Annotated in this window: 15 protein-coding genes; all 15 read left to right on the forward strand. The window is 45.2% G+C overall.

What is annotated here, in order from left to right; translation table 11 throughout:
• The first annotated feature begins 219 nt into the window (after positions 1-219).
• Positions 220-2,136: a sensor histidine kinase gene (locus M3636_RS14720; protein WP_251383002.1), complete on the forward strand. Its 1,917-nt coding sequence runs from the start codon at positions 220-222 to the stop codon at positions 2,134-2,136.
• Complete coding sequence (locus tag M3636_RS14725; protein ID WP_251383003.1) at positions 2,136-3,755, forward strand: response regulator transcription factor; 1,620 nt, start codon at positions 2,136-2,138, stop codon at positions 3,753-3,755. The genes M3636_RS14720 and M3636_RS14725 overlap by 1 nt, the downstream gene beginning before the upstream one ends.
• Positions 3,756-4,564: 809 nt before the next feature.
• Positions 4,565-5,551 carry an ABC transporter permease gene (locus M3636_RS14730; RefSeq protein ID WP_251383085.1) on the forward strand — a complete coding sequence of 329 codons (987 nt, stop codon included), beginning with the start codon at positions 4,565-4,567 and terminating at the stop codon, positions 5,549-5,551.
• A gap of 17 nt (positions 5,552-5,568) precedes the next feature.
• Complete coding sequence (locus M3636_RS14735; RefSeq protein WP_056700379.1) at positions 5,569-6,477, forward strand: carbohydrate ABC transporter permease; 909 nt, start codon at positions 5,569-5,571, stop codon at positions 6,475-6,477.
• Between the two features lie 132 nt (positions 6,478-6,609).
• Positions 6,610-8,133, forward strand: coding sequence for an ABC transporter substrate-binding protein (locus M3636_RS14740; RefSeq protein WP_251383086.1), 1,524 nt, complete (start codon positions 6,610-6,612; stop codon positions 8,131-8,133).
• 190 nt (positions 8,134-8,323) lie between these two features.
• The gene (locus M3636_RS14745) at positions 8,324-9,022 is read left to right on the forward strand and encodes a hypothetical protein (protein WP_128101306.1); all 699 of its coding nucleotides are present in this window, start codon (positions 8,324-8,326) and stop codon (positions 9,020-9,022) included.
• Positions 9,023-9,330: 308 nt separating this feature from the next.
• A complete protein-coding gene (locus M3636_RS14750; protein ID WP_251383004.1) occupies positions 9,331-11,100 on the forward strand; it encodes a sensor histidine kinase in 1,770 nt (589 codons plus the stop codon).
• A gap of 88 nt (positions 11,101-11,188) precedes the next feature.
• On the forward strand, positions 11,189-12,808 hold the full coding sequence (locus M3636_RS14755; protein WP_251383006.1) for a response regulator: 1,620 nt from the start codon (positions 11,189-11,191) through the stop codon (positions 12,806-12,808).
• Positions 12,809-12,931: 123 nt separating this feature from the next.
• Positions 12,932-14,620 (forward strand): type 2 periplasmic-binding domain-containing protein, encoded by a 1,689-nt coding sequence (locus M3636_RS14760; RefSeq protein ID WP_251383007.1) that lies wholly within the window; start codon positions 12,932-12,934, stop codon positions 14,618-14,620.
• 246 nt (positions 14,621-14,866) lie between these two features.
• A complete protein-coding gene (locus M3636_RS14765; protein ID WP_128101310.1) occupies positions 14,867-15,757 on the forward strand; it encodes an ABC transporter permease in 891 nt (296 codons plus the stop codon).
• 29 nt (positions 15,758-15,786) lie between these two features.
• Entirely contained in the window at positions 15,787-16,665 is an 879-nt protein-coding gene (locus M3636_RS14770) for a carbohydrate ABC transporter permease (RefSeq protein ID WP_128101311.1), read from the forward strand.
• Between the two features lie 40 nt (positions 16,666-16,705).
• Complete coding sequence (locus tag M3636_RS14775) at positions 16,706-17,785, forward strand: glycoside hydrolase family 53 protein (RefSeq protein ID WP_251383008.1); 1,080 nt, start codon at positions 16,706-16,708, stop codon at positions 17,783-17,785.
• A 65-nt stretch (positions 17,786-17,850) separates the two neighbouring features.
• The gene (locus tag M3636_RS14780) at positions 17,851-19,923 is read left to right on the forward strand and encodes a beta-galactosidase (RefSeq protein WP_128101313.1); all 2,073 of its coding nucleotides are present in this window, start codon (positions 17,851-17,853) and stop codon (positions 19,921-19,923) included.
• Between the two features lie 215 nt (positions 19,924-20,138).
• Entirely contained in the window at positions 20,139-21,578 is a 1,440-nt protein-coding gene (locus tag M3636_RS14785) for an NAD-dependent malic enzyme (RefSeq protein WP_128101314.1), read from the forward strand.
• Positions 21,579-21,651: 73 nt separating this feature from the next.
• Positions 21,652-22,314: an HD domain-containing protein gene (locus tag M3636_RS14790; RefSeq protein ID WP_251383087.1), complete on the forward strand. Its 663-nt coding sequence runs from the start codon at positions 21,652-21,654 to the stop codon at positions 22,312-22,314.
• Positions 22,315-22,520: the final 206 nt, after the last annotated feature.

Genomic DNA, 22,520 nt, shown 5'->3' on the forward strand with positions numbered 1-22,520 from the left:
CAAGGCGTGATATATCGTATGCATGTCAGCATCAGGCGTTCATGGAGAAATGGATGGTGTAGGAGGATTTTTTTTACAGATAGAGAACTTAATTAACTATACAATGTGTATCGTTCTTACTACTGAATGTCACCAGAGTGGTAGTTAGAGGTAACAAGAGTGCATAGACAATGGAAAGCGAGCATGATTACAATGAACATGCCATCATAAGGAAGAAAAATGGAAAATAGACAACTTATCTTGTACAAGGATAAGAAAGAACATGTATTGTTGATAACGTTTACAATTGAGGGTTTTACCAAAAGTATTTTAATGCTGATCAAAAAAGGACGGTCATCCATGAACTTCATCCGTTCATTGCGATTCAAATTTATAGTGGGTCTGACACTCATCATGCTGCCCCTGTTTCTGCTCATGTACTATAACAATGTGTACGCCATGAATGTTGTACGTGATCAAGTATCACTAACGAATATGAATCATTTAGTGAAGAGCGTTGAACAAAATGAACGTGTGCTTCAGGAAACGAATCGTTATCTATATAGCCTGGGTGAGCGTGACCCAGATATCATCTCCTTGTTTTTTCTAAAATACGGTAGCGGGGATTATATTATTGCCAAGCAACGGATCATGAATAAATTCATGACAGATATAGGCTTCTACAATCTGATTGATTCCTTCTTTTTGTACGACGCCATAAATGATGATCTGTTGCTCGCCACATCCGGTGATTACGATATCAAAATGTCACTCGTGCAGAAGAGCATGCCTGTGCAAATGCAGCAATTCGAAGGGGATATCCAGCAGCCTGAATGGGGGATTGTCCGCGGTGAATCAAGAAATGCACTCGTAAAGACGGTGCGCATCAATCAGCAATTCTACGCCGGTGCTCTTGTGGACATGAATGCACTGAATTATCCAGAGCAATCCACGGAATCGGGAGATCGTAGTGGGGCGGTTATTGTAGACACAGATGGTGTCGCATTGTCCAATTCATCCTTAAGTGCAGATCAGATTAAGCTTGCGGCTGCCCATCTTCCCGGACTGAAGAACCCTTACCAGGTTATCTCGGAAGAAGTATCCAAGGGTAAGGCACGTCAATATTTGATGCTTGGCTTGCCTTCAGCGATGTCCAAAATGAACTATGTTGTGCTTCTGCCAGAAGAAGACATGATGCGAAACTTGCCTTTCTTCCAACGGATTATTCGTTTGCTGCCTATTGGTGCAGCGGTGATTCTTATTACGGCTCTTGTCTTTGTCCGTCAATTGCTGTTCCGGCCAATGAATATGCTTATTCGTGGTATGAGACGGGTGAGTAGAGGTGAGCTTGATGTCAGATTGGAGCCACCCGCCTCTTCGGAGCTGGAGTTTGTTACTCGAAGCTTCAATCAGATGACAAGTCAGATTCAGCATCTTAAGATCGATGTTTATGAGGAGCAGCTAAGAACGAGGGAAGCGGAATTCAAGCAACTACAGATGCAGATTAACCCTCATTTTTATCTGAACTCCCTGAATATCATTCATAGTCTGGCTTCTCTACAGAAGCATGAACTGGTGCAACAGATGGCAGGCCATCTCGCCGACTATTTCCGTTTCAGCCTGCGAGCTGGCAAACGTGTCATTCGACTTGATGAAGAACTGGAGCATATTCGCCATTATTTGGAGATTCAGAAACTTCGTTTTCCAAACAAGTTTAGTTTTTCGCTGGAAGTCGACACGGGTCTGGGGCACTATGTGCTGCCACCATTAACGCTGCAACCCTTCGTAGAAAATGCAATTATTCATGGATTTCAGCGGCGTACAGAGCCTTTTGTCATTCGCATTAAAGGGGAGAGCGCAGTAATCGTATCTGGTGCCACTGCGAACAAAGATGAGACAGAACAGCTTCCAATGTTATTTATAACGATAGAGGACAATGGGGTGGGCTTTAACCAGGAGCTGCTGGACCGTCTGCAGCAAGGGCAATATGCAGAAGACCCAGGGGGACAGCACATCGGAATCTGGAATGTAGCACACCGATTGATGGTGAAATATGGAGACGTAGCCGGGCTTGCCTTCAGCAACCAAGCTGATGGTGGAGCCACAGTGGTAATTCACATACCCGCACAGACGGAAGAGGAAGAAGGGGGAGCCTAATGCGGAATCTGTTGATCGTGGATGATGAAGTATACGCCCTACAGGCTATGGTTGAAGGGGTGGACTGGCAATCGGCGGGCATTGATCAGGTATTTAGTGCAGGAGATGCTGAAGAGGCGAGAATAATACTGAAGCGACACGCTATCGATATCATGATCTGTGATATTGAAATGCCTGGTGAGACAGGGCTCGATTTACAGAGCTGGGTTCTTAAGCATGATCCAGGTATGTTGACTATTTTCCTTACAGGTCATGCTTTGTTTGCATATGCGCAGTCGGCAATTAAGCTGAACAGCTTTGATTATGTGCTTAAGCCAGCTCCTGCGGATCAATTGCTTAAGATAGTAAGTCAGGCCGTAGATAAAATCAAAGCAGGTGAGCAGCGCACACATACGAATAAACTGTACGAGACCGTCTACAAACGCTGGCAGACACATAAGCCATTGTTGACAGAGCGATTCTGGAAAGATGCCATATCTCAACGAATGACGTTGACCAAACAGCGCTTGCAGGAATTAGCCGAAGTGTATGGAGCCGAGATTGATCCCAATGCACGTATTGTACCCATCGTCATTTCGGTGGAGGAATGGGTTCGTGAATTTGACCTTCGGGATGAAGAGGTATTGGAATATGCACTGCGAAACGCAGCTAAAGAGATGTTGCTCGGGGACAGACCTGGTGAAGTATTTCAAGATCATGGCGGTCTAAATATCGTGCTTGCGTATGAACAAGATGGCATCGTAGCTTCCGCGAGTGAGATGGAACAGGATTGCCAGATCTATATTCGAGAATGCGGTACGTACTTCTATTGCCGATTATCCTGTTATGTGGGTGTTCCTGTTGCGGTTACCGAGTTGCAGGGGATGCTGAATGAGCTGATGGACATGGAGCGTCGCAATATTAAGGAGCTCGCAGGTGTATTTGTATACGATGAGCAAGGCCGAGATACCGAAGATCGTTTTTTACCGATTCCGTGGTTCTCCGAATTATCCATCCTGTTTGAGACAGGCAAAGTGGGAGATTTACGTGAACGTGTTGATGAGATTTTTGAGTTGTTGGCTGGACAGGAGAGGTTGTCACCAGAGATTCTGCGACTGTACTATCATGCGATGCTGCATGTGGTGTATCCTCTGCTTCATCAGAAAAATGTATCTGTACGTAGTCTTTATCCAGGGGAACGTGAGCCGGAAGAGAGTTTTGTAACACGTTCTTTACCACAATTGAAGCAGTGGACATTGGATCTGATTAGTCGTGTGGTGCCTGTGTTGTATCCAGACGACCATAGTCCAATGACGATCGTAGATCAGTTGTGCATCTACATTGAGAATCATATTGGTGAAGAGCTGATGCGAGAAGAGCTAGCTTCCTTTGCCGGATTTAACCCCGCGTATCTGTCTCGTCTGTTCCGGAAAGAGAAGGGCATGTCTCTATCAGAGTTTATTTTACAGCGCAGAGTAGCAAAAGCGAAAACGTTATTATCCCAGTCTACCGTGAAGGTCACGGATATTGCGGGCAAGGTCGGATACTATAATTACTCTCATTTTACGAAAATGTTCAAGAAGTGTACCGGCATTACACCCCAGGAATTTCGCAAACAATCGCGTACCGTACAGCTATGACGCAGCATGCTGCGTCTTTTGTATTTTATTTTATAGATGTTGTTCAAAAAGTCCACTTTTGATTGCGAAGGATGCCTGACGGCATCTCAGCGTCGAATATGGGATTCAGCCGAAATGTCCGTTGCTCACGTAGGTTTGCCTACGCTCCGCTACTCCATTTCTAGCTTCATCCCATCTTCTTGGCACTGAAAATCGAACTTTTTGAACTTTAATTGTATGAGGTTGTTCAAAAAGTCCGCTTTTGATTACGAAGGATGCCTGATGGCATCTCAGCATCGAATATGGGATTTAGCCGAAATGTCCGTTGCTCACGTAGGTTTGCCTACGCTCCGCTACTCCATTTCTAGCTTTATCCCATCTTCTTGGCACTGAAAAGCGAACGTTTTGAACTTCAATTGTAAGATGTTGTTCAAAAAGTCCGCTTTTGATTACGAAGGATGCCTGATGGCATCTCAGCATCGAATATGGGATTCAGCCGAAATGTCCGTTGCTCACGTAGGTTTGCCTACGCTCCGCTACTCCATTTCTAGCTTCATCCCATCTTCTCGGCACTGAAAATCGAACTTTTTGAACTTTAATTGTATGAGGTTGTTCAAAAAGTCCCCTTTTGATTGCGAAGGATGCCTGACGGCATCTCAGCATCGAATATAGGATTCAGCCGAAATACGAGAAAGTCATAATTTGATCATTGAACAGGTCACCACAGTAGATATTGGATCAGTTCTCTCAGCCGTATACTTGAACCACAGGAGACACAAACGGTGCCACATCCTGAGGAAGAATTCAAGAGGAGTGAGGGAGAAGAGGCTATGAAGACACAACCCGAGACGGGTAATCACGCACGGATATCAGATGTAGGAGCGGGGTCAGTTCGCAAACGTAAATCGGTCTTGTACAATCTTGGAAAGTTTAAAGTGCTTTATCTCATGTTTCTGCCAGGAATTCTGTTTCTGCTGGTGAACAACTACATGCCCATGTTCGGCGTACTCATTGCTTTCAAAAATGTAAACTATGCCGACGGTATTCTAGGAAGTCCATGGAGCGGCTGGGATAACTTCAAGTATTTGTTCTCCACGAGTGACGCGTGGGAGATCACCCGAAATACACTTGCGTACAATACCGTGTTTATCGCACTAAATCTATTTGTCGGCGTAGGCCTAGCGATCTTGCTAAATGAAGTTAAGAACAAGGCCATGTCGAAATTATACCAATCACTTATGCTGCTGCCTTATTTCTTATCCATGATTGTAGTCAGTTACCTGGTACTTGCGTTCCTGGGTAAGGATTCGGGGTTCATGAACTCTACCATATTGCAGATCTTTGGTGGACAGCCAATTGACTGGTACTCTGAGCCGAAGTATTGGCCTTATATATTACCGCTGGTGAATACGTGGAAAAATATAGGATATTATGCCGTCATATATCTCGCAGCTGTCGTAGGCATCGATGAGGAGTATTATGAAGCGGCCGTCTTGGATGGAGCGACCAAATGGCATCAAATTCGCTTCATTACCGTTCCGTTTCTCATTCCGTTGATTGTCATTATGACTCTGTTACAGATTGGCCGTATATTCTACGCAGACTTCAGTTTGTTCTATCAAGTTCCATTGGAATCAGGTGCGCTGTTCCCTGTAACGAACGTACTTGATACTTATGTGTACCGTACATTCTTGATCGGCGGCGATATAGGAATGTCCTCTGCTGCAGGTCTCTATCAGGCAGTCGTCGGCTTCGTGCTTGTCTTGGTATCCAATACCATCGTGAGACGAATAGACAAAGATAATGCATTATTTTGAGAGGGGGCAAGTCAACTGTGAAAACACGTGATCCATTGGCCGTTTCGCGGCGTTCCGCTTCGATTATTCACGGCATGTTTCTCTTTTACGCCATAGCCTGTATCGTGCCGATCCTGCTTGTCTTCGCCATCTCTTTCTCGGACGAAACAACAGTAATCGCTAACGGCTATAAGTTAATTCCTGAGAAGTTCAGTCTGACGGCTTATGAGTTTTTGTTTAAGGATATGGATCAGATCATTCACTCCTACGGCATTTCCATTATTGTAACTGTGGTGGGGACGATTACGAGTGTGGCTCTGACTGCATTATATGCTTATCCGCTCTCACGTAGAGATTTGCCATACCGAGGATGGTTTGCATTCTTTATCTTCTTCACTATGTTGTTCAATGGTGGATTGGTACCCTGGTATCTCGTATATGTGAATGTGCTTGATTTGAAAAATTCGATTCTGGCACTTATTTTGCCGCTGCTTCTATCACCGTTCTTCGTACTGGTCATGCGGACATTCTTCGCGAATTCGATCCCGGTCTCCATATTGGAATCGGCTCGAATTGATGGAGCCGGTGAACTGAGAACGTTTACACGCATTGTACTTCCGCTCTCCCTTCCAGTTATGGCAACGGTTGCACTCTTTAGTACGCTTAATTACTGGAATGATTGGTATCTAAGTATGATCTTTATATCGGATAACCGGACGATCAGCCTTCAGTACCTAATGTACCGAACGCTGCTCGATATTCAATATTTGACTTCTAACTCTAATGTGTCTTCACAGATTTCCTCACAGGGTGGATTGCTGAATCTACCGAACAAAACATTGCAGATGGCAATGGCTGTAGTCGGAATTGGACCTATTGTGCTAGCCTATCCGTTCTTCCAACGGTACTTCATCAAAGGGCTTACCGTAGGTGCAGTGAAGGGCTAACTCCGGCCGGTTAGCGGAGGAAGAGCTGGAGAAACGAAGATAGTTGAAAGGGCATATACAAAAGTGAATTGGGGTAATTGACGGTCAGGTTGTAGGGTTAAACACATGACGGGAGGGGTTCATTTGGTTAAAATGTTAAAGGTATGGCCGCGATTCGCGGCTGCAGTCATGGCACTGAGTCTCGTGCTTGCAGGCTGTTCAACGGACAAAGGCGGAACAACTACAACGCCAGGTGCAGAAGGCGGAGGTGCAGCAGAAGGTGGAGGGAAGCCTTATGAAGTGACGCTGTATTATCCAGGAACACCACAGAAGGATGTTGCCTTGGTAGAAGCTGAGATCAATAAAAAGATGGAACCGAAAATTGGGGCAACGCTCAAAATCAATGCGATCGACTGGGGACAGTGGGACAATAAGCTGAATCTGATGATCTCCTCTGGTGAGAAATCAGACATTATCTTCACAGCAGCGTGGCAGAACTACACGGTCAATGTTGCCAAAGGAGCTTTCCTGCCACTGAATGATCTGCTCGAAGAGCATGGTCAGGACATTAAGAAAAATCTAGACCCAGCCTTCCTTGAAGGTTCTCAGGTAGATGGGGTCAACTATGGTGTACCAACGAATAAAGAGCTTGCAGCAACACGTGGTGTGCTCGTGCGTCAGGATCTGGCTGACAAATACAAGCTGGACTTAGCGGCGGTGAAAACATGGGCAGACCTGGAGCCTTTGCTCAAAACAATTAAGGAAAATGAACCAGGCATCACACCGTTCTACATGTCTAATACCAACGGTAACGGTTTGTTAGAAAATCTGGATTGGGATTACCTCGGTGATGCATCTGTACCAGGCGTTATCTCGAAGACAGCAGGCTCCACAACAGTACTGAACGAAGTGGAGACGGCAGAATTCAAGGAAGCTGCTGAACTCGCCCGTAAGTGGTACCAAGCCGGATATATCAATAGTGATGCAGCTACATCCAATGTGTTCCCGAAAGACCAAGCCAAAGCAGGCAAAGCATTTATGTGGACAGACGGCATGAAGCCAGGTAAGGACAAAGAAGAGGAAGGCTATGTAGGCTTCCCGCTCACACAGATCGAAATGACGCAACCAACCATTACAACTGGCGATGCTTCCGGTGCGATGCTTGCGATCTCTCGCTCCTCTGAGCAACCGGAGAAAGCGATGCAAGTGATCAACCTGCTGCATTCTGATAAAGAAATCAACAACTTGCTTAATTTCGGTATTGAAGGTCAGCATTATGTGAAGAAAGATGGAGCAGACAACATCATCACACTGCCTGACGGTGTAGATGCGAACAGCCGCACATACAACCCAGGTGCACAATGGCAGCTCGGTAACCAGTTCTTGAACTACCTCTGGGATAATGAAGATCCGCAGAAGTGGGAGAAATTCAAAGAGTTTAATGCCAAAGGTGTGAAGTCACCTGCCCTAGGATTTACGTTTAACAGCCAATCGGTCAAAAACGAAATTGCTGCGGTAAACAATGTGAACAAACAGTTTAAACCAGGAATGACCTCTGGAGCGGTAGATCCAAATGAGATGATCCCTAAATACTTGGAGAAACTGAAAGCCGCAGGCATTGATAAGATCATTGCAGCTAAACAGGAACAACTGGATGCATTCCTTTCCAAAAAATAATTCAACATGTAGATGAACCAAGCCGTGAGTAGAGTCTTATATCTGCGCATTGGATACGGAGTCTACGGATAAAGACATCTTCGGCACATAGTCGAGGGTGTCTTTTTGTCGTTTTACACACTCATCTGGATTGTTGATCATAAATAGGGAAAATATGATATAATCAGGTGGTTGATTAGGAGGTGTTTATGTGTCGAGGGCGAAACTTACGTTCTCAATCATTTTTTTAATATTTTCGATCATTTTTACCTTCAACCATCATCTGGGCTTCTCGGTAGGCGATACGATATTGAGTAAAGTGGGATTGTTGCCTTATACAACAACTTATGTCAGAGGTGTTCACATCACACTTTTTATAGGTCTGGGTATGCTGGTCTGCAGTTACTTCATTACACGTAAAGTGTTGGGATCAACGTTCCCACGTCTTGCGAGTATGCTATGGTTAATGGTTTTGGTCACTGTTCTCAGTTATTCCTTCATCACGGATAAAGTCATGTACATCGTTAAGTGGAGTGCAACGGGAACGAATGCCGTTTCCTATGTACAGAACCAAAGTTCTTGTATGTACGATGTCGTTGATGATGGTGATACGCTAGCGACATGTGATCTAATGATTAAAAATTACAGTGGACAACTTATCGTTGCCATGGTCAAACCTGATCTTGCACGTAGTTACAGAAATCAAGACGATCCGCTCTACGAATCGTTAAGCTCTGTTGAGCTGAAGCCTGTACGCATTGAGATTGAACCCCGTAGTACATTTGCGGGTCAGCTTGCATTTTCCGGTTTAGCAGGATCACCGCTCCCTTTTCAAGGCAAACTACATGATATTGTGCTCGATATCGGAATTGAGGGACAGAATATCGTATTTGATTATGAGATGCCTTAGCAGCATAGAATACATACATAACTTCCATTACAATGGATTGAAAAGAGTCGGCGAAAGCCGGCTTTTTTTGGGCTATACAAGCTGGAATTAGTGCAGAAATATTGACATTGTGACCTATCCCTTATCCTTGGAAACGCTTACGATGGAGAGTGAGCTATTCTGTTTGTTATTACGGAAGGGGTAGTGTAGGTACGGTGTCTATGGTGTAAGTGCGAATCGTGTGAAATACGAAAATAATCATTTATGTTTAGGGCGTGTATAGCTAAAATAGATGTCACCGACAATTTAAGACAAGGTGAGATGAGAAAATGTCATATCGGACAAACCTATTTTCCAAGATGGTTATTTTGATTTTAATTATGTTAATTCCTGTCGTGTTGCTCTATTGGTATTCCAATCACAAAACAACAGCCGTGCTCCGGGATGAGCTCAATCGCTCGAACAGCAATCAGCTTGAGTTCTTTCAGAACCAGGTGAACACACATATTGAATTGTTATCGTCATGGCCGAATCTGCTCATTCATGACCCCGATATAGCGAGCTTTCGACGGATTTTTGCAGATAGCAAGTATTTTGATCTGGATACCATCAATCTTGTGAAACGAATTCAGAACAAGTTAAGCATTCAGGAGAGCTCTTCCAACTGGGAAACCAAATTGTATCTGTACTCACCCTCCTTGGGTAGGGTGGTATCTGAACGGGATGCCCGCTCGTATGACAAGTTGTCATTACGGGATTCAATCTCTTCTGGCTGGGATGTACGCCGAATTGCCGGTGTAGCAGGAGAGGACGATCGCTTTATGTTCAGCTGGATTACTGTATCCCCCTATGGGATTAGTGACCCGGCAAATAATGCGGAAACGATCATAAAACTGGAGTTCGATAGCAGCAATATCCGTGACATGTTAGACAAGTTTAAAGATGACGGAAGACATGACCCCTTTTATTATCGCGAAGATGCAGGGGTGATCTATAATCGTACCTCAGATCGGACGTTAACGGGTCAACTCATCAATGAGCTGTCCATTCAACAGCTTAAGGATGTGGACAATCGAACCGTCGTTATTGACGGGGAGCCCTATATGGTCAACACGGTGAAATCGAGCACGACGGGTTGGTATCTGGTTGATTATATGCCGCTATCCGCAATTTTGAAGCCAATCCATCAGTCGAATCTTTTGTTTTATTCCTCGATGTTCTGCCTTTTCTTAATGAGTTTTCTGGCAGCATATATGTTATATGTTCAGGTGCAGGTGCCGGTCAAACAGCTCATTCGTGGATTCCAGCGCTTGAAACAGGAGGATTATTCCGTTCGGATTCAGCCTAAAGGACGTAACGAATTTAGCTTTTTGTCTGAAAGGTTCAATTCGATGGTAGACCAGATTCAGCAGTTGTTCGAACACGTGTATCTAGAGCAAATTCATGTGCGTGAGGCTAGGCTGAAGCAGCTACAGTCGCAAATTAATCCACATTTCTTCTATAATTGCTTCTCGTTTATTACGAGTATGGCTAAGCTCAAACGGGTGGATGCCGTTGTGGCAATGTCGCATAATCTGTCCAGATATTATCGTTATACAACGAGACAGGAACGGGATGTTGTGCCCCTAACGGAGGAAATTGAATTTGTGAATTGTTACTTGGAAATTCAGAAGATGCGTATGGATCGCATTCACTACACGATTGATCTATCCGAAGATATAATGCTACAGGAAGTCCCGCCACTGATTGTTCAGCCATTGGTAGAGAACGCGGTGATACATGGGATTGAAGCAGACGCTGAGGCTGGAGAGATCAAGGTCACAGGGGAATATCGTGATGGGATGATGATTCTTCAAGTTGAGGATGATGGACAAGGTATGAGTGCAGAAGGGCGAGAAGCTCTGCAGCTAAAACTCAGTGGAACGATGGATCAGGAAATGGGCTGTGGCTTGTGGAATGTGAACCAGCGATTGCAGCTGAGATATGGCGAGAAGGCAGGTATTTATATTGAGGAATCATCGCTTGGTGGACTGCGAGTGAAGTTAATATGGCCTGTAGGTGAAGAGAAGATTGCAACGTTACAGTCGCCGATGGTTTAAGAGAACGATCTTATAGATGATATATGACCATGAAGAAGTGTAATGAGAGCGCTAGGAAATGCAGCGTCTAAGATGAGGAGTGTGCAAATTGATTGATATTTTATTGGTTGATGATGAGACGTATGTCACAGAAAGTCTGGAACTGACGATCCCTTGGGGTGAGCTTGGAGTAACGACAGTGTTTCGTGCAGCGTCTGCCAAGGAAGCATTAGAGATTATGGAAGAAAATGCAGTAGACCTTGTGGTGACAGATATTCGTATGCCAGGCATGTCGGGACTGGATCTCATTGCAGAAGTCAGTAACCGGTGGTCACATATCCGTTGTATTTTGTTAACAGGTCATAGTGATTTTGAATATGCAAAAAAAGCGATTCAGTTGCAGGCTGCTGATTATATTCTCAAACCAGTCAACGATGATGAATTCATGGCTTCTGTATCCGCAGCGATCACATCACTTCGGGATGAATGGGATGAGTTCGATAAATATCACCGTTTGTTATATAGCCGCAAATCCGATTACAAAATTTTGCGGGAAAATTTGATGCATGACCTATTGTTAGGCCGCGAGATTACAGCTCGGGCACTTGGTGAACAGATGCAGCAGTATGAAATTCAATTGGAACCGGAACAACCAGCCGTTATGATGTTGATTCGTCTTGCGGGTCGATTCTCAAGTATGGATCAACAATCAATAGACCTGATGGATTTTGCAGTCGGAAATATCGCCGAAGAGGTGTTTGGAACACAGTTTAATGTATGGTTTGGTCGTGGGCCGCATGAATGTCTAGTGATGTTGTTACAGAATCAGAACTTAAACGGAACTGAAACGATGAATCTGGACGAAATTAAAGGACCTACCGCTACCTTCCGGGAGCATGTCATTCGATATTTGCAGGGAGATATCTCGATGGTCGTAACGCAGCCTTTCCCTTTTGAAGAACTAACGACGGCTTATCGCCGAGGCTTAGGCTCACTTGTGCTTACAGGTCCCGAAGAGAATATGATTCAGTATTTGGATTCGAATACAACCAAGCGCTCTGACAATGATTCGCAGGTTTTGGACGAGTTATACAAACCACCAGTTCTGCCTCAATTGCTTGAAACTAAACAGTGGGAGGCAGCCGCACGGAAGCTTGATGCTGTATTTGATGAGGCGGAGCGTGTACGTTTGTCACGAGAACATGGCTATGAGGTGTACTTATCCGTAACGAATGCATTCATGTATATCGCTCATAAACAGGGACATCTGGTACACGAGATTGATCATGCTGGATTTGACCTGCTGCTAGCTCATCAGTTGATTCAATCACCTGAGAAACTGCGCCGCTGGGCAACAGAGATGTTAACCAAGCTCCAGGAAGAGCTGTCTGATCAAGAAGGAACACAGAGCCGAAGACATGTTATTAACCAAGTCCAGGAGCTAGTAACCCGTGAAACGGGACAAGAGTTATCTGTGAAGATGATTGCGGACAAAGTGTATTTGCATCCGGTATACCTTTCCAAAATCTATAAGGCAGAAACAGGAGAGGGTCTTGGGGACTATATGATTCGCATGCGTATGGAGCGTGCACTGTATCTATTGAAAAATACGAATAAAAAGATATACGAGATTACAAGTGAGCTTGGGTACCAAAATCCTCAATATTTCAGCAAAATGTTTAAAAAACATTACGGGATGACCCCAAATGAGTATCGAGATCAGTCGTAATTACAACATCATTCCAGAATATAGGTTGGCAAAGGTGCAGAAATCTTGATTTCGTATCATAGGAACAAAGGCCTGTCCAGCCTATAATGAAAGGGTAACCAAAACGATTGAAGGGGGAACAACATGAGAGCGCAATCAACGAAAAAGAAATTTTTGTCGCTTCTCGCTACAACGCTGAGTCTGACTGTCGTTCTTGCAGGATGTTCAGGAGGCAGTGCGGAGGAGAGTGCAGCACCAAGTACATCTGGTGTTCAGAATGAATACAAAGAAAAGTATGACCCAGAGGTAACCATTACAACTGCATGGGGGATTGACCCTGAACTGAAATTCAAAAATGGTGAATCTATGGAAAATAACGTAGCGACCAAGTGGGCGAAGGACAAATTCGGTATTAACATTAAGTCACTTTGGTCTGTAACGGATACAAACAGTGCATTTGCAACTAAACTGCGTCTTGCGATGTCTTCAGGTCAAGAAATGCCTGACATCGTAACCATTGGCCAACCAGATAACCTGGTTGCTCAAGATTTGATCGACTCTGGCATGTATCAGGAAGCGGGACCGTTGTTCGACAAATATGCTTCAGATACTTGGAAAGAAGCGATGGCTCAAGATCCAAACGTATGGAATCAGTACAGTCGTGACGGCAAGAGAATGGGAATTCCAGTACTCGACTATGCATACAACAATGATTACCTGCTCTGGATTCGTCAAGATTGGTTGGATAAGCTGAATCTTGAAGCACCAAAAACAATTGACGAGCTAGAAGTAGTTATGGATGCTTTCAAAAACAAAAACCCGGACGGCTTGGCTCCGGATAAAGTAACGCCACTCAGCATCGGTTTCAAAACATCCATGAACACATGGATGGGGGATCCATCTTGGATCTTCGGTGCTTACGGCACGCTTCCTTCCCAATGGAATGTGGGAGCTGATGGCAAGCTGGAGTATGGTTCAATTAACCCAGGCATGAAACAAGGTCTTGTTAAATTGAATGAATGGTTGACTAAAGGTTACATTCCTCAAGAAGCAGCACTTTGGGATGAGAACAAAACTGCAGAACCAGCAGTTGCAGGTACAGCAGGTATTATCCCTGGTCCTTATTGGATGAGTGGCTGGCCTTTGGCTGATACAGTGAAGAACGTATCTAGCGCTGTGTGGAAGCCAATTGAAATCCCGCTAGGCCCTGAAGGAAAAGCAATGCGTCACGGTACGCAATTCGTTAACGGTGTTACACTGATTAAGAAAGATATGCAGAATCCAGAAGCATTCTTCACATATCAAAACTATCTGTTTGACAACTATGCTAATCCAGCACCAGGCAGTGAGTATGATAATGGTCTCTTTGAAGGCTATGACTTTGAATTAGATGCAAACGGAAAACAAAAACGGTATGAAGATATTGAAGGCGGGTATGTTAACGTAGTACGTTACTTGCTCGTGCGTGATGGCGCCCGTATTCCAGATGCACAGATGAAAGCCTTGATGAATCTGGCTGATGGCAAAGAGCCAGAAACGAAGCTTGAAAAAGATGTTGCCGCAAACTATGGTACAGAAACACCTGCCGCAGCTAAAGTGTTGCTTGCACAGGAAGATATCTCATTCAAGAATATGTTTACTGGCCCTACGACAGCGACAATGAAATCCAAGTTGGATTACCTCAACAAAATTGAGAATCAAACCTTCAATGAAATTATCTATGGCAAAAATCCGGTAGATTCGTTCGATACGTTTGTTCAAACGTGGAAAGCCGGTGGCGGAGATCAGATCACTCAAGAGGTTAACGAGTGGTATGAAGGTGTGAGAAAATAAGGTTTTAACCGGCGCGCAGGCTACTTGTAGTCTGCGCGTTTTTTTATTTTTCTGAGAGGATAAGTAGACGTCATTCATGGAAATTGGTTCCAAGACAAATGGAGCATGATGTGGTTCTAAAGTAGTTGCTTTTGTGCCATTTATATTGCTTTTATGCGCTGTTTGGGTGCCTCAAAAGCTTGATATAATCGCATTATAAGCCACTCAGGGAGTACTTGAGTAGGAAGAACTACAGGGGGAGCAATCATGAGAACTTTGAAACGTACTTGGCCATTCCACGTAATGCTGCTGCCAGCCATCATCTTTCTGATCATCTTCAGTTATGTGCCTATGGGCGGGATCGTTATGGCATTTCAGAACTATAAGCCATGGCTTGGAATTAGCGGCTCCGACTGGGTCGGATTGGACAACTTTAGATACTTGTTTGAACGTGAGGACAGCTTGCAGGTTATCTGGAATACATTAATCATCGCAGTGCTCAAATTGATCTTTAACTTATGTGTACCGTTTGTATTTGCAATTCTGTTGAATGAAGTTCGTAAGATGGCCATTCAGCGAACCATTCAAACGTTGGTATATCTGCCTCACTTCTTGTCTTGGGTTATCCTAGGCGGGATTTTGCTAGACTTGTTGTCAACTGGAGGATTGGTTAACCGAGTATTGGGAAGCTTCGGACTCGGACCATACTTCTTCCTAGGAGATAACAGCTTATTCCGACCAACGATCATTCTAACGGATGTGTGGAAGGAATTCGGTTATAACATGATTGTCTTCCTGGCTGCACTTGCTGGTATTAACCCGGCGCTATATGAAGCAGCTGAGATCGACGGAGCGAATCGTTGGAAGCAAACTCTTCATATCACCGTTCCGTCTCTCGTACCGATGCTGATGGTTGTTGGAACACTGGCACTGGGAAATGTATTGAATGCCGGTTTTGACCAGATTTTCAACTTGTACAACCCGCTCGTGTATCAAACAGGAGACATCATCGATACATTCGTATATCGCTCGGCACTGGAAAATGGAGAGATGGGCTTCGCTACTGCGATTGGATTGTTTAAATCCGTCATCAGTATGGTGCTGATCCTCGTATCGTACAGCTTAGCCAAGAAGTATGCCGGATACCGCATATTCTAATCGAATGAACAGAGAAGGAAGGGACTACGATGTATCATAAAACGAGATCATATCGCGTGTTTAACGTTATCAATATTTGCTTTCTACTATTAGTTGCCATCATGTGTATCGTCCCGATGATTCACGTACTGGCAGTCTCCTTCAGTAATAAAGCTGCTGCAGATGCTAACCTGGTCAGTCTCTGGCCAGTAGGCTTCTCCCTTGAAGCTTACAAAAAGACAATGAATAATCCCATTTTCTTGAACTCTCTCTGGATCTCACTGCTCCGTACAGTGATTGGTACTGCCATTACTTTGCTGATTACATTCTTGGCAGCCTATCCGTTGTCTAAAGAAAACAGTGAGTTCAAAGGTAGAACAATCTACTCCTGGATTTTTGTATTCAGTATGATTTTCAACGGTGGACTCGTTCCATTCTACATGGTTATCCAAAAGATTGGATTGATGGATTCCTTCTGGGTACTGGTGCTCCCGGGTGCAGTAAACACATTCCTTGTCATCCTGATGCTGAACTTCTTCCGTGGAATTCCGAAAGAGCTGGAGGAAGCAGCTTTGATGGACGGAGCCAATCATTTTAGAACATTATTCAGTATCTTCCTACCGATCTCTATGCCGTCGATTGCAACCATTGCCTTGTTCAGTATGGTGTTTCACTGGAATTCCTGGTTTGACGGATTGTTGTACATGAACAATGCCAAGGATTATCCGCTGGCGACTTTCATGCAGACTGTTATTATCAAGCGTGATATGAGTACGATGGCTATGAATCCGAAAGAACTGGAAACGATCTCTCAGACAACGGTAAGAGCAGCACAGATTTTCATTGGTAGCGCACCGATTCTGATTGTGTATCCTTTCCTGCAACGCTTCTTCGTTAAAGGTATGACACTGGGCTCAGTTAAAGGCTGAGCTCAGAACGTAATTACTTCGTTCAATGGAGGTTGATCGTGTGAATAACCGATATAACGGACCATTCATTCTTGGAATGGATGTGTCATTTATGGATGAGATCGAACAGCATGGAGGCAGTTTTAGTGATGTAGATGGTAAGGAACAAGATCTGCTGTCTATTTTAAAACATAACGATACCAACGCCATTCGATTGCGGATCTGGAATGATCCGGTTGGCGGTTTCTGTAACCTGGAGCGTACAGTGGCTGTAGCCAAACGAATTAAGGCTCATGGTCTGCAATTTTTGCTTGATTTCCATTATTCAGATCGTTGGGCTGACCCAGCTAACCAGTGGAAACCGAAAGCATGGGAAGAACTGTCTTATGAAGAGCTTCAACGTGCGGTGTGCAACTATACGGCAGAGGTATTACGAACGCTGAAGGAGCACGATGCCTTGCCGGATATGGTGCAGGTAGGTAACGAGATCACGCCTGGTATGCTATGGGATGAGGGTCGTGTAGGTGGAGAGGAACATGATACCGATGAACAATGGGAACGCTTCGCAGGGCTTGTGAAGTATGGTATCGCTGCCGTGAAATCGATCGATTCGGATATCAATATTATGATCCACATTGATCGTGGCGGAGATAATGCAGAGAGCGTCAAGTTCTATGATCGCTTTGAAGCGCTTGGTGTAGAGTTTGATACGATCGGTCTCTCTTATTACCCTTGGTGGCATGGCACACTCGATGCATTGAAGGAGAATATGCATGATCTGGCGAAACGTTATGGTAAAGAAATTGTCGTTGTAGAAACCGCTTACCCATGGACGTTAGAAGAGCTTGAAGGTCATGAGTGGATTATGAGACAGGAAGATATGCTGTTGCCTGAGTATCCAGCGACCGTTGAGGGTCAACGTCGTTATCTTAGAGATATGTTACAGATCATTCGTGAAGTACCGGGTGGCTTAGGTGTCGGATTCTACTATTGGGAGCCGGCATGGATTCCAAGTAAACCCGAATGGTCAGTTGGACATGCGAATAACTGGGCGAACTTGGCGATGTTTGACTACAAAGGACGTAAGTTGGAATCGTTTGCAGCATTAACGGACGGTCAAGATACGTTAATAACTAAATAGTGTATAGCTTCAGTTGGAACAGGATTTCACAACAATAGATTACATCAATAAAGGAGTTTTTCCCTATGACATACAAATTTCCACCAGTAAGCTCGAAAGCACCACATATGCTACACGGAGCAGACTACAATCCGGAGCAATGGCTTCGTTACCCTGAGGTTCTTGAAGAGGATATTCGCTTAATGAAGCTTGCCAAATGTAACGTGATGTCCATCGGTATTTTCTCTTGGGTATCCCTTGAACCAGAAGAGGGTGTATACACGTTCGAATGGCTTGATCAAGTATTGGATCGTTTTGCGGCAAACGGCATCTATGCTTTTCTAGCAACGCCAAGCGGAGCGAGACCAGCTTGGATGTCTGCCAAGTATCCAGAGGTGCTACGTGTGTCTGAGAACCGTGTACGTAATTTGCATGGTTTCCGTCACAATCATTGTTATACATCACCGGTATATCGTGAAAAGGTGACTGCAATCAATTCCAAATTGGCTGAGCGTTATTCGGATCATCCGGCAGTGATTGGTTGGCATATTTCCAATGAATTCGGTGGAGATTGCCACTGTGATTACTGTCAAGCAGCGTTCCGTGAATGGGTTCAGAACAAATATACAACGCTCGATGAGCTTAATCATGCGTGGTGGACCACATTCTGGAGTCACACGATTACAGATTGGAGTCAAGTTGAGTCGCCTGCTCCGCATGGTGAGACACAGGTGCACGCAATGAATCTGGACTGGCGCCGTTTTGTAACGGACCAGACGGCTAACTTTATCGTTCATGAAACTAAACCTCTAAAAGCTAAAAATCCAGATTTACCAGTCACCACGAACCTGATGGAGTTTTACGGTGGGCTGAACTACTGGAAATTTGCCGATATTCTGGACTTCCTCTCATGGGATAGTTATCCGACATGGCATGATGCGGAAGATGATGGGAAACAAGCATCCAGAATCGCAATGATGCATGACATCGTTCGTTCCATTAAGGGTGGACAACCTTTCTTGCTGATGGAAAGCACTCCTAGCTCAACGAACTGGCAAGAAGTGAGCAAGCTGAAACGTCCAGGCATGCACCTTTTATCCTCATTACAGGCTGTAGCACACGGATCTGACAGCGTGCAGTACTTCCAGTGGAGAAAGAGTCGTGGTTCGAGTGAGAAGCTACATGGTGCGGTGGTAGATCATGTTGGAACAGAGCATACACGCGTATTCCAAGATGTAACTGACGTAGGTACGGCACTTGAAGGCATGGAGGCGATTGTTGGAACAGCAGTTCCAGCAGAAGTAGCCATTATCTTCGATTGGGAAAATCGCTGGGCGGTTAACGATTCACAGGGACCGCGCAATATCGGTGTGAAGTACGAGCAGACAGTGGAAGCCCACTATGAAGCGTTCTGGAAAAAGGGAGTTGCTGTAGACGTAATTGATATGGATGCAGACCTTTCCAAATACAAATTACTCGTTGCACCAATGCTTTATTTGATGAGAGAAGGTGTTGGAGAGCGCATCGAGAAATTTGTTGAGAATGGCGGAACCTTTGTGGCAACGTATTGGTCCGGCATTGTAAATGAAAATGATCTGTGCTTCTTGGGTGGATTCCCAGGTCCGCTTCGCAAAACGCTGGGAATCTGGTCAGAAGAAATTGATGGACTACATGATCGTGAGCTTAACGGAATCATTCCAGAGAAGGGTAATGAGCTTAAGCTGAATACAGAGTATGATGCGATTGAGCTGTGTGACCTTATTCATCTGGAGGGTGCAGAGTCTCTGGCGACGTATCGTTCTGACTTCTACGCAGGACGTCCAGCACTGACGGTTAATCGTCTGGGCTCAGGTAAGGCATATTATATGGCGGCACGTCTGAAAGCACCATTTTATGATGACTTCTACGGTAGCTTAATCAATGATCTGAACATCGAACGTGGATTGCAGACAGAGCTTCCAGCAGGAACCACTGCTCATACTCGAACAGATGGAACAGCAGATTATGTGTTTGTGCAAAACTATACATCGGAAACGAAGCAAGTGGAGCTGGACGATCAGTCCTATACGGATCTGCTTCGTGGAGAAGCGGTTCCAGCGCAGATCACACTGCAACCGTATGATATCCGTGTATTGCGCAGAGCTGTAGAGCGTAAATAAAAATAGTTCTTATGGAGGCCACCTTGAACGTCGTAACAGACGTGCAGGGTGGTCTTTTGCATGGGTTAGGTTAGTCGGTGATCTCAAGGCTATATTATTAAAGCGAATAGCCCCTTTTAGACTTTTTCTGGGTAAGATAAAGGAAAAGAGTACATGTGCAGCGAAGAGAAAAAGGTAACATGCAACTCAAGACTTACAGTCTGGGAGGAATTGGAATGAATCAAAGGAATCTAGATGGCAACAGCATTATTATTCGGCTGGAAATGACAACGAAAGATATCAAGTTTGGCGAAGTGGCATCGGCCATCTCGGAAGCTGGCGGCGACATCATTGCCATTGACGTGATTTCAACGAACCAGGATGTTAGTGTGCGTGACTTAACTGTTGCAGTAACCGATTCGCAGGATAACAGCAAAATTATAGACGCGGTGCGCGAGCTAAAAGGCGTATCCATCGTTAACGTATCGGATCGAACGTTCCTCTTACATCTGGGAGGTAAGATTGAGGTAACTCCGAAAACACCGATTCATAACCGGGAGGATCTGTCCCGTGTGTATACACCTGATGTGGCTCGTGTGTGCTCAGCCATTGCGGATGAGCCAGGCAAAGCCTTCTCACTAACGATTAAGCGTAACACTGTGGCGGTTGTATCAGATGGGAGTGCCGTACTGGGTCTGGGTAATATCGGCCCGCGTGCCGCAATGCCTGTAATGGAAGGTAAGGCGATGTTATTCAAGCAGTTCGCTGGTGTGGATGCTTTTCCAATATGCTTGGATACGCAGGATACCGAGGAAATCATTCGAACTGTGAAAGCGATATCACCTGCATTTGGTGGTATTAATCTAGAGGATATTTCTTCCCCTCGTTGCTTCGAAATTGAACGCCGCTTGAACGAGGAGTTAGATATTCCTGTTTTTCATGATGACCAGCATGGTACGGCGGTTGTGTTATATGCCGGATTAATCAATGCCCTGAAGTTGGTTGGAAAGTCAATTACCGATGTGAAAATCGTCGTGTGTGGTATTGGTGCGGCGGGCGTGGCTTGTAGCAATATATTGTTGTCTGCAGGAGCCAATCGATTAATTGGGGTAGATCGTGAAGGTGCCCTTGTGCGCACCCAGACCTATGAGAGCGAAGTCTGGAGCGACTACGCTGCTCGAACGAATCCTGAGCTTGAGACAGGCTCCTTGCGTGACGTTATCCGTGATGCAGACGTGTTTATTGGTCTCTCGCGAGGCAATCTGCTGTCCAGGGAAGATGTACAATCGATGGCAGCAGATCCAATCGTGTTTGCGATGGCGAATCCTGTTCCAGAGATTATGCCTGCTGAGGTGGAGGATATTGTAGCCGTGATGGCGACAGGGCGTTCGGATTACCCGAATCAGATCAATAACGTGCTCTGCTTCCCTGGTATGTTCAGAGCTGTGCTGGATTGCCGTGCGACAGAGATCAATGAGGAAATGAAACTAGCCGCTGCAAAAGCCATTGCTGCTGCCATCTCGGATGAAGAGCGGTCGCGCTATTACATTATCCCAAGTGTGTTTAACGACAAAGTCGTCAAGGCGATGCGTAATCGTGTGGTCGAGGCGGCGGTAAGAACAGGTGTAGCTCGTCGTGTGCCACGGGAACAAGCGCGTGAAAGCGAGGAATTGTAGGATGGAAGAGCACACTTCTGAGCGATCTACAACAAGTCTGCAAGAATCAGTTGGTAACCAGCAGATCGATGGCATGCGAGTTGGCGAAGGGATTCTTCAAGCCGCGCGCGCCTTTGTTCAGGCGGATTCAGCTGCACATGCGGATGGTCATGACTGGTCCCATATCGAGCGGGTCACTGCACTGGCGGTTGAGATTGCGCATCGGATGGGAGCAGATCCATTTATCGTTGAGCTCGCGGCGTTACTGCATGATGTGCCTGATGAGAAGCTGAATGAAAGCTTGGAGGCCGGCATGGCGAAGCTGCATGCATGGCTAGATACACAGCCGCTTGAGGCGAGTACACGCGAGACGGTCGTGAACATTATCAGTACGATCTCTTACGCAGGCGGACAACGTCCTGAAGTCTCCAGATTAGAGGCTCAGGTTGTGCAGGATGCAGATCGTCTCGATGCGCTAGGAGCGATCGGGATCGCCCGTGCTTTCTCATTTGGCGGTTCCAGAGGACGGGAGATGTACAATCCTGCAATTTCTCCTCGGGAACAGATGACCCGTGAGGAATATCGTAATGGGCGCAGCACAACGATTAACCATTTTTACGAGAAACTGTTTAAGCTGAAGGATCTTATGAATACATCATATGGTAAAGAGCTCGCGGAGGAACGACATGCTTATATGGTGCAATTCGTTCAACAGTTCAAGCGTGAATGGGAAGGAACCGATAAAGACAACGTATAAGCGTATCCTGCATTAACTTGGTGGATAACATAAATAGCATGAATGGACCGTTATCTCTTCCACAGAGTGCGGTCTATTCTAGTTGTAACGGATTGAAGTGAAGTCAAAATTGGTTCTAGCCGGTGGATTAGCGTGTATGAATGCACTTTCGAATAGCACAGACTACATATTCCGTGGTACAATGAATCGTTCTTGTGAGAATATGA

It is taken from the genome of Paenibacillus sp. MER 99-2 (assembly GCF_023714095.1).
Lineage (GTDB): Bacteria > Bacillota > Bacilli > Paenibacillales > Paenibacillaceae > Paenibacillus.

Coding starts and splice junctions, on each gene's coding strand:
- M3636_RS14785 (WP_128101314.1), top strand. CDS start 20,139: ATGAATCAAAGGAATCTAGATGGCAACAGCATTATTATTCGGCTGGAA.
- M3636_RS14740 (WP_251383086.1), top strand. CDS start 6,610: ATGTTAAAGGTATGGCCGCGATTCGCGGCTGCAGTCATGGCACTGAGT.
- M3636_RS14765 (WP_128101310.1), top strand. CDS start 14,867: ATGAGAACTTTGAAACGTACTTGGCCATTCCACGTAATGCTGCTGCCA.
- M3636_RS14780 (WP_128101313.1), top strand. CDS start 17,851: ATGACATACAAATTTCCACCAGTAAGCTCGAAAGCACCACATATGCTA.
- M3636_RS14790 (WP_251383087.1), top strand. CDS start 21,652: ATGCGAGTTGGCGAAGGGATTCTTCAAGCCGCGCGCGCCTTTGTTCAG.
- M3636_RS14750 (WP_251383004.1), top strand. CDS start 9,331: ATGTCATATCGGACAAACCTATTTTCCAAGATGGTTATTTTGATTTTA.
- M3636_RS14725 (WP_251383003.1), top strand. CDS start 2,136: ATGCGGAATCTGTTGATCGTGGATGATGAAGTATACGCCCTACAGGCT.
- M3636_RS14770 (WP_128101311.1), top strand. CDS start 15,787: ATGTATCATAAAACGAGATCATATCGCGTGTTTAACGTTATCAATATT.
- M3636_RS14720 (WP_251383002.1), top strand. CDS start 220: ATGGAAAATAGACAACTTATCTTGTACAAGGATAAGAAAGAACATGTA.
- M3636_RS14760 (WP_251383007.1), top strand. CDS start 12,932: ATGAGAGCGCAATCAACGAAAAAGAAATTTTTGTCGCTTCTCGCTACA.
- M3636_RS14730 (WP_251383085.1), top strand. CDS start 4,565: ATGAAGACACAACCCGAGACGGGTAATCACGCACGGATATCAGATGTA.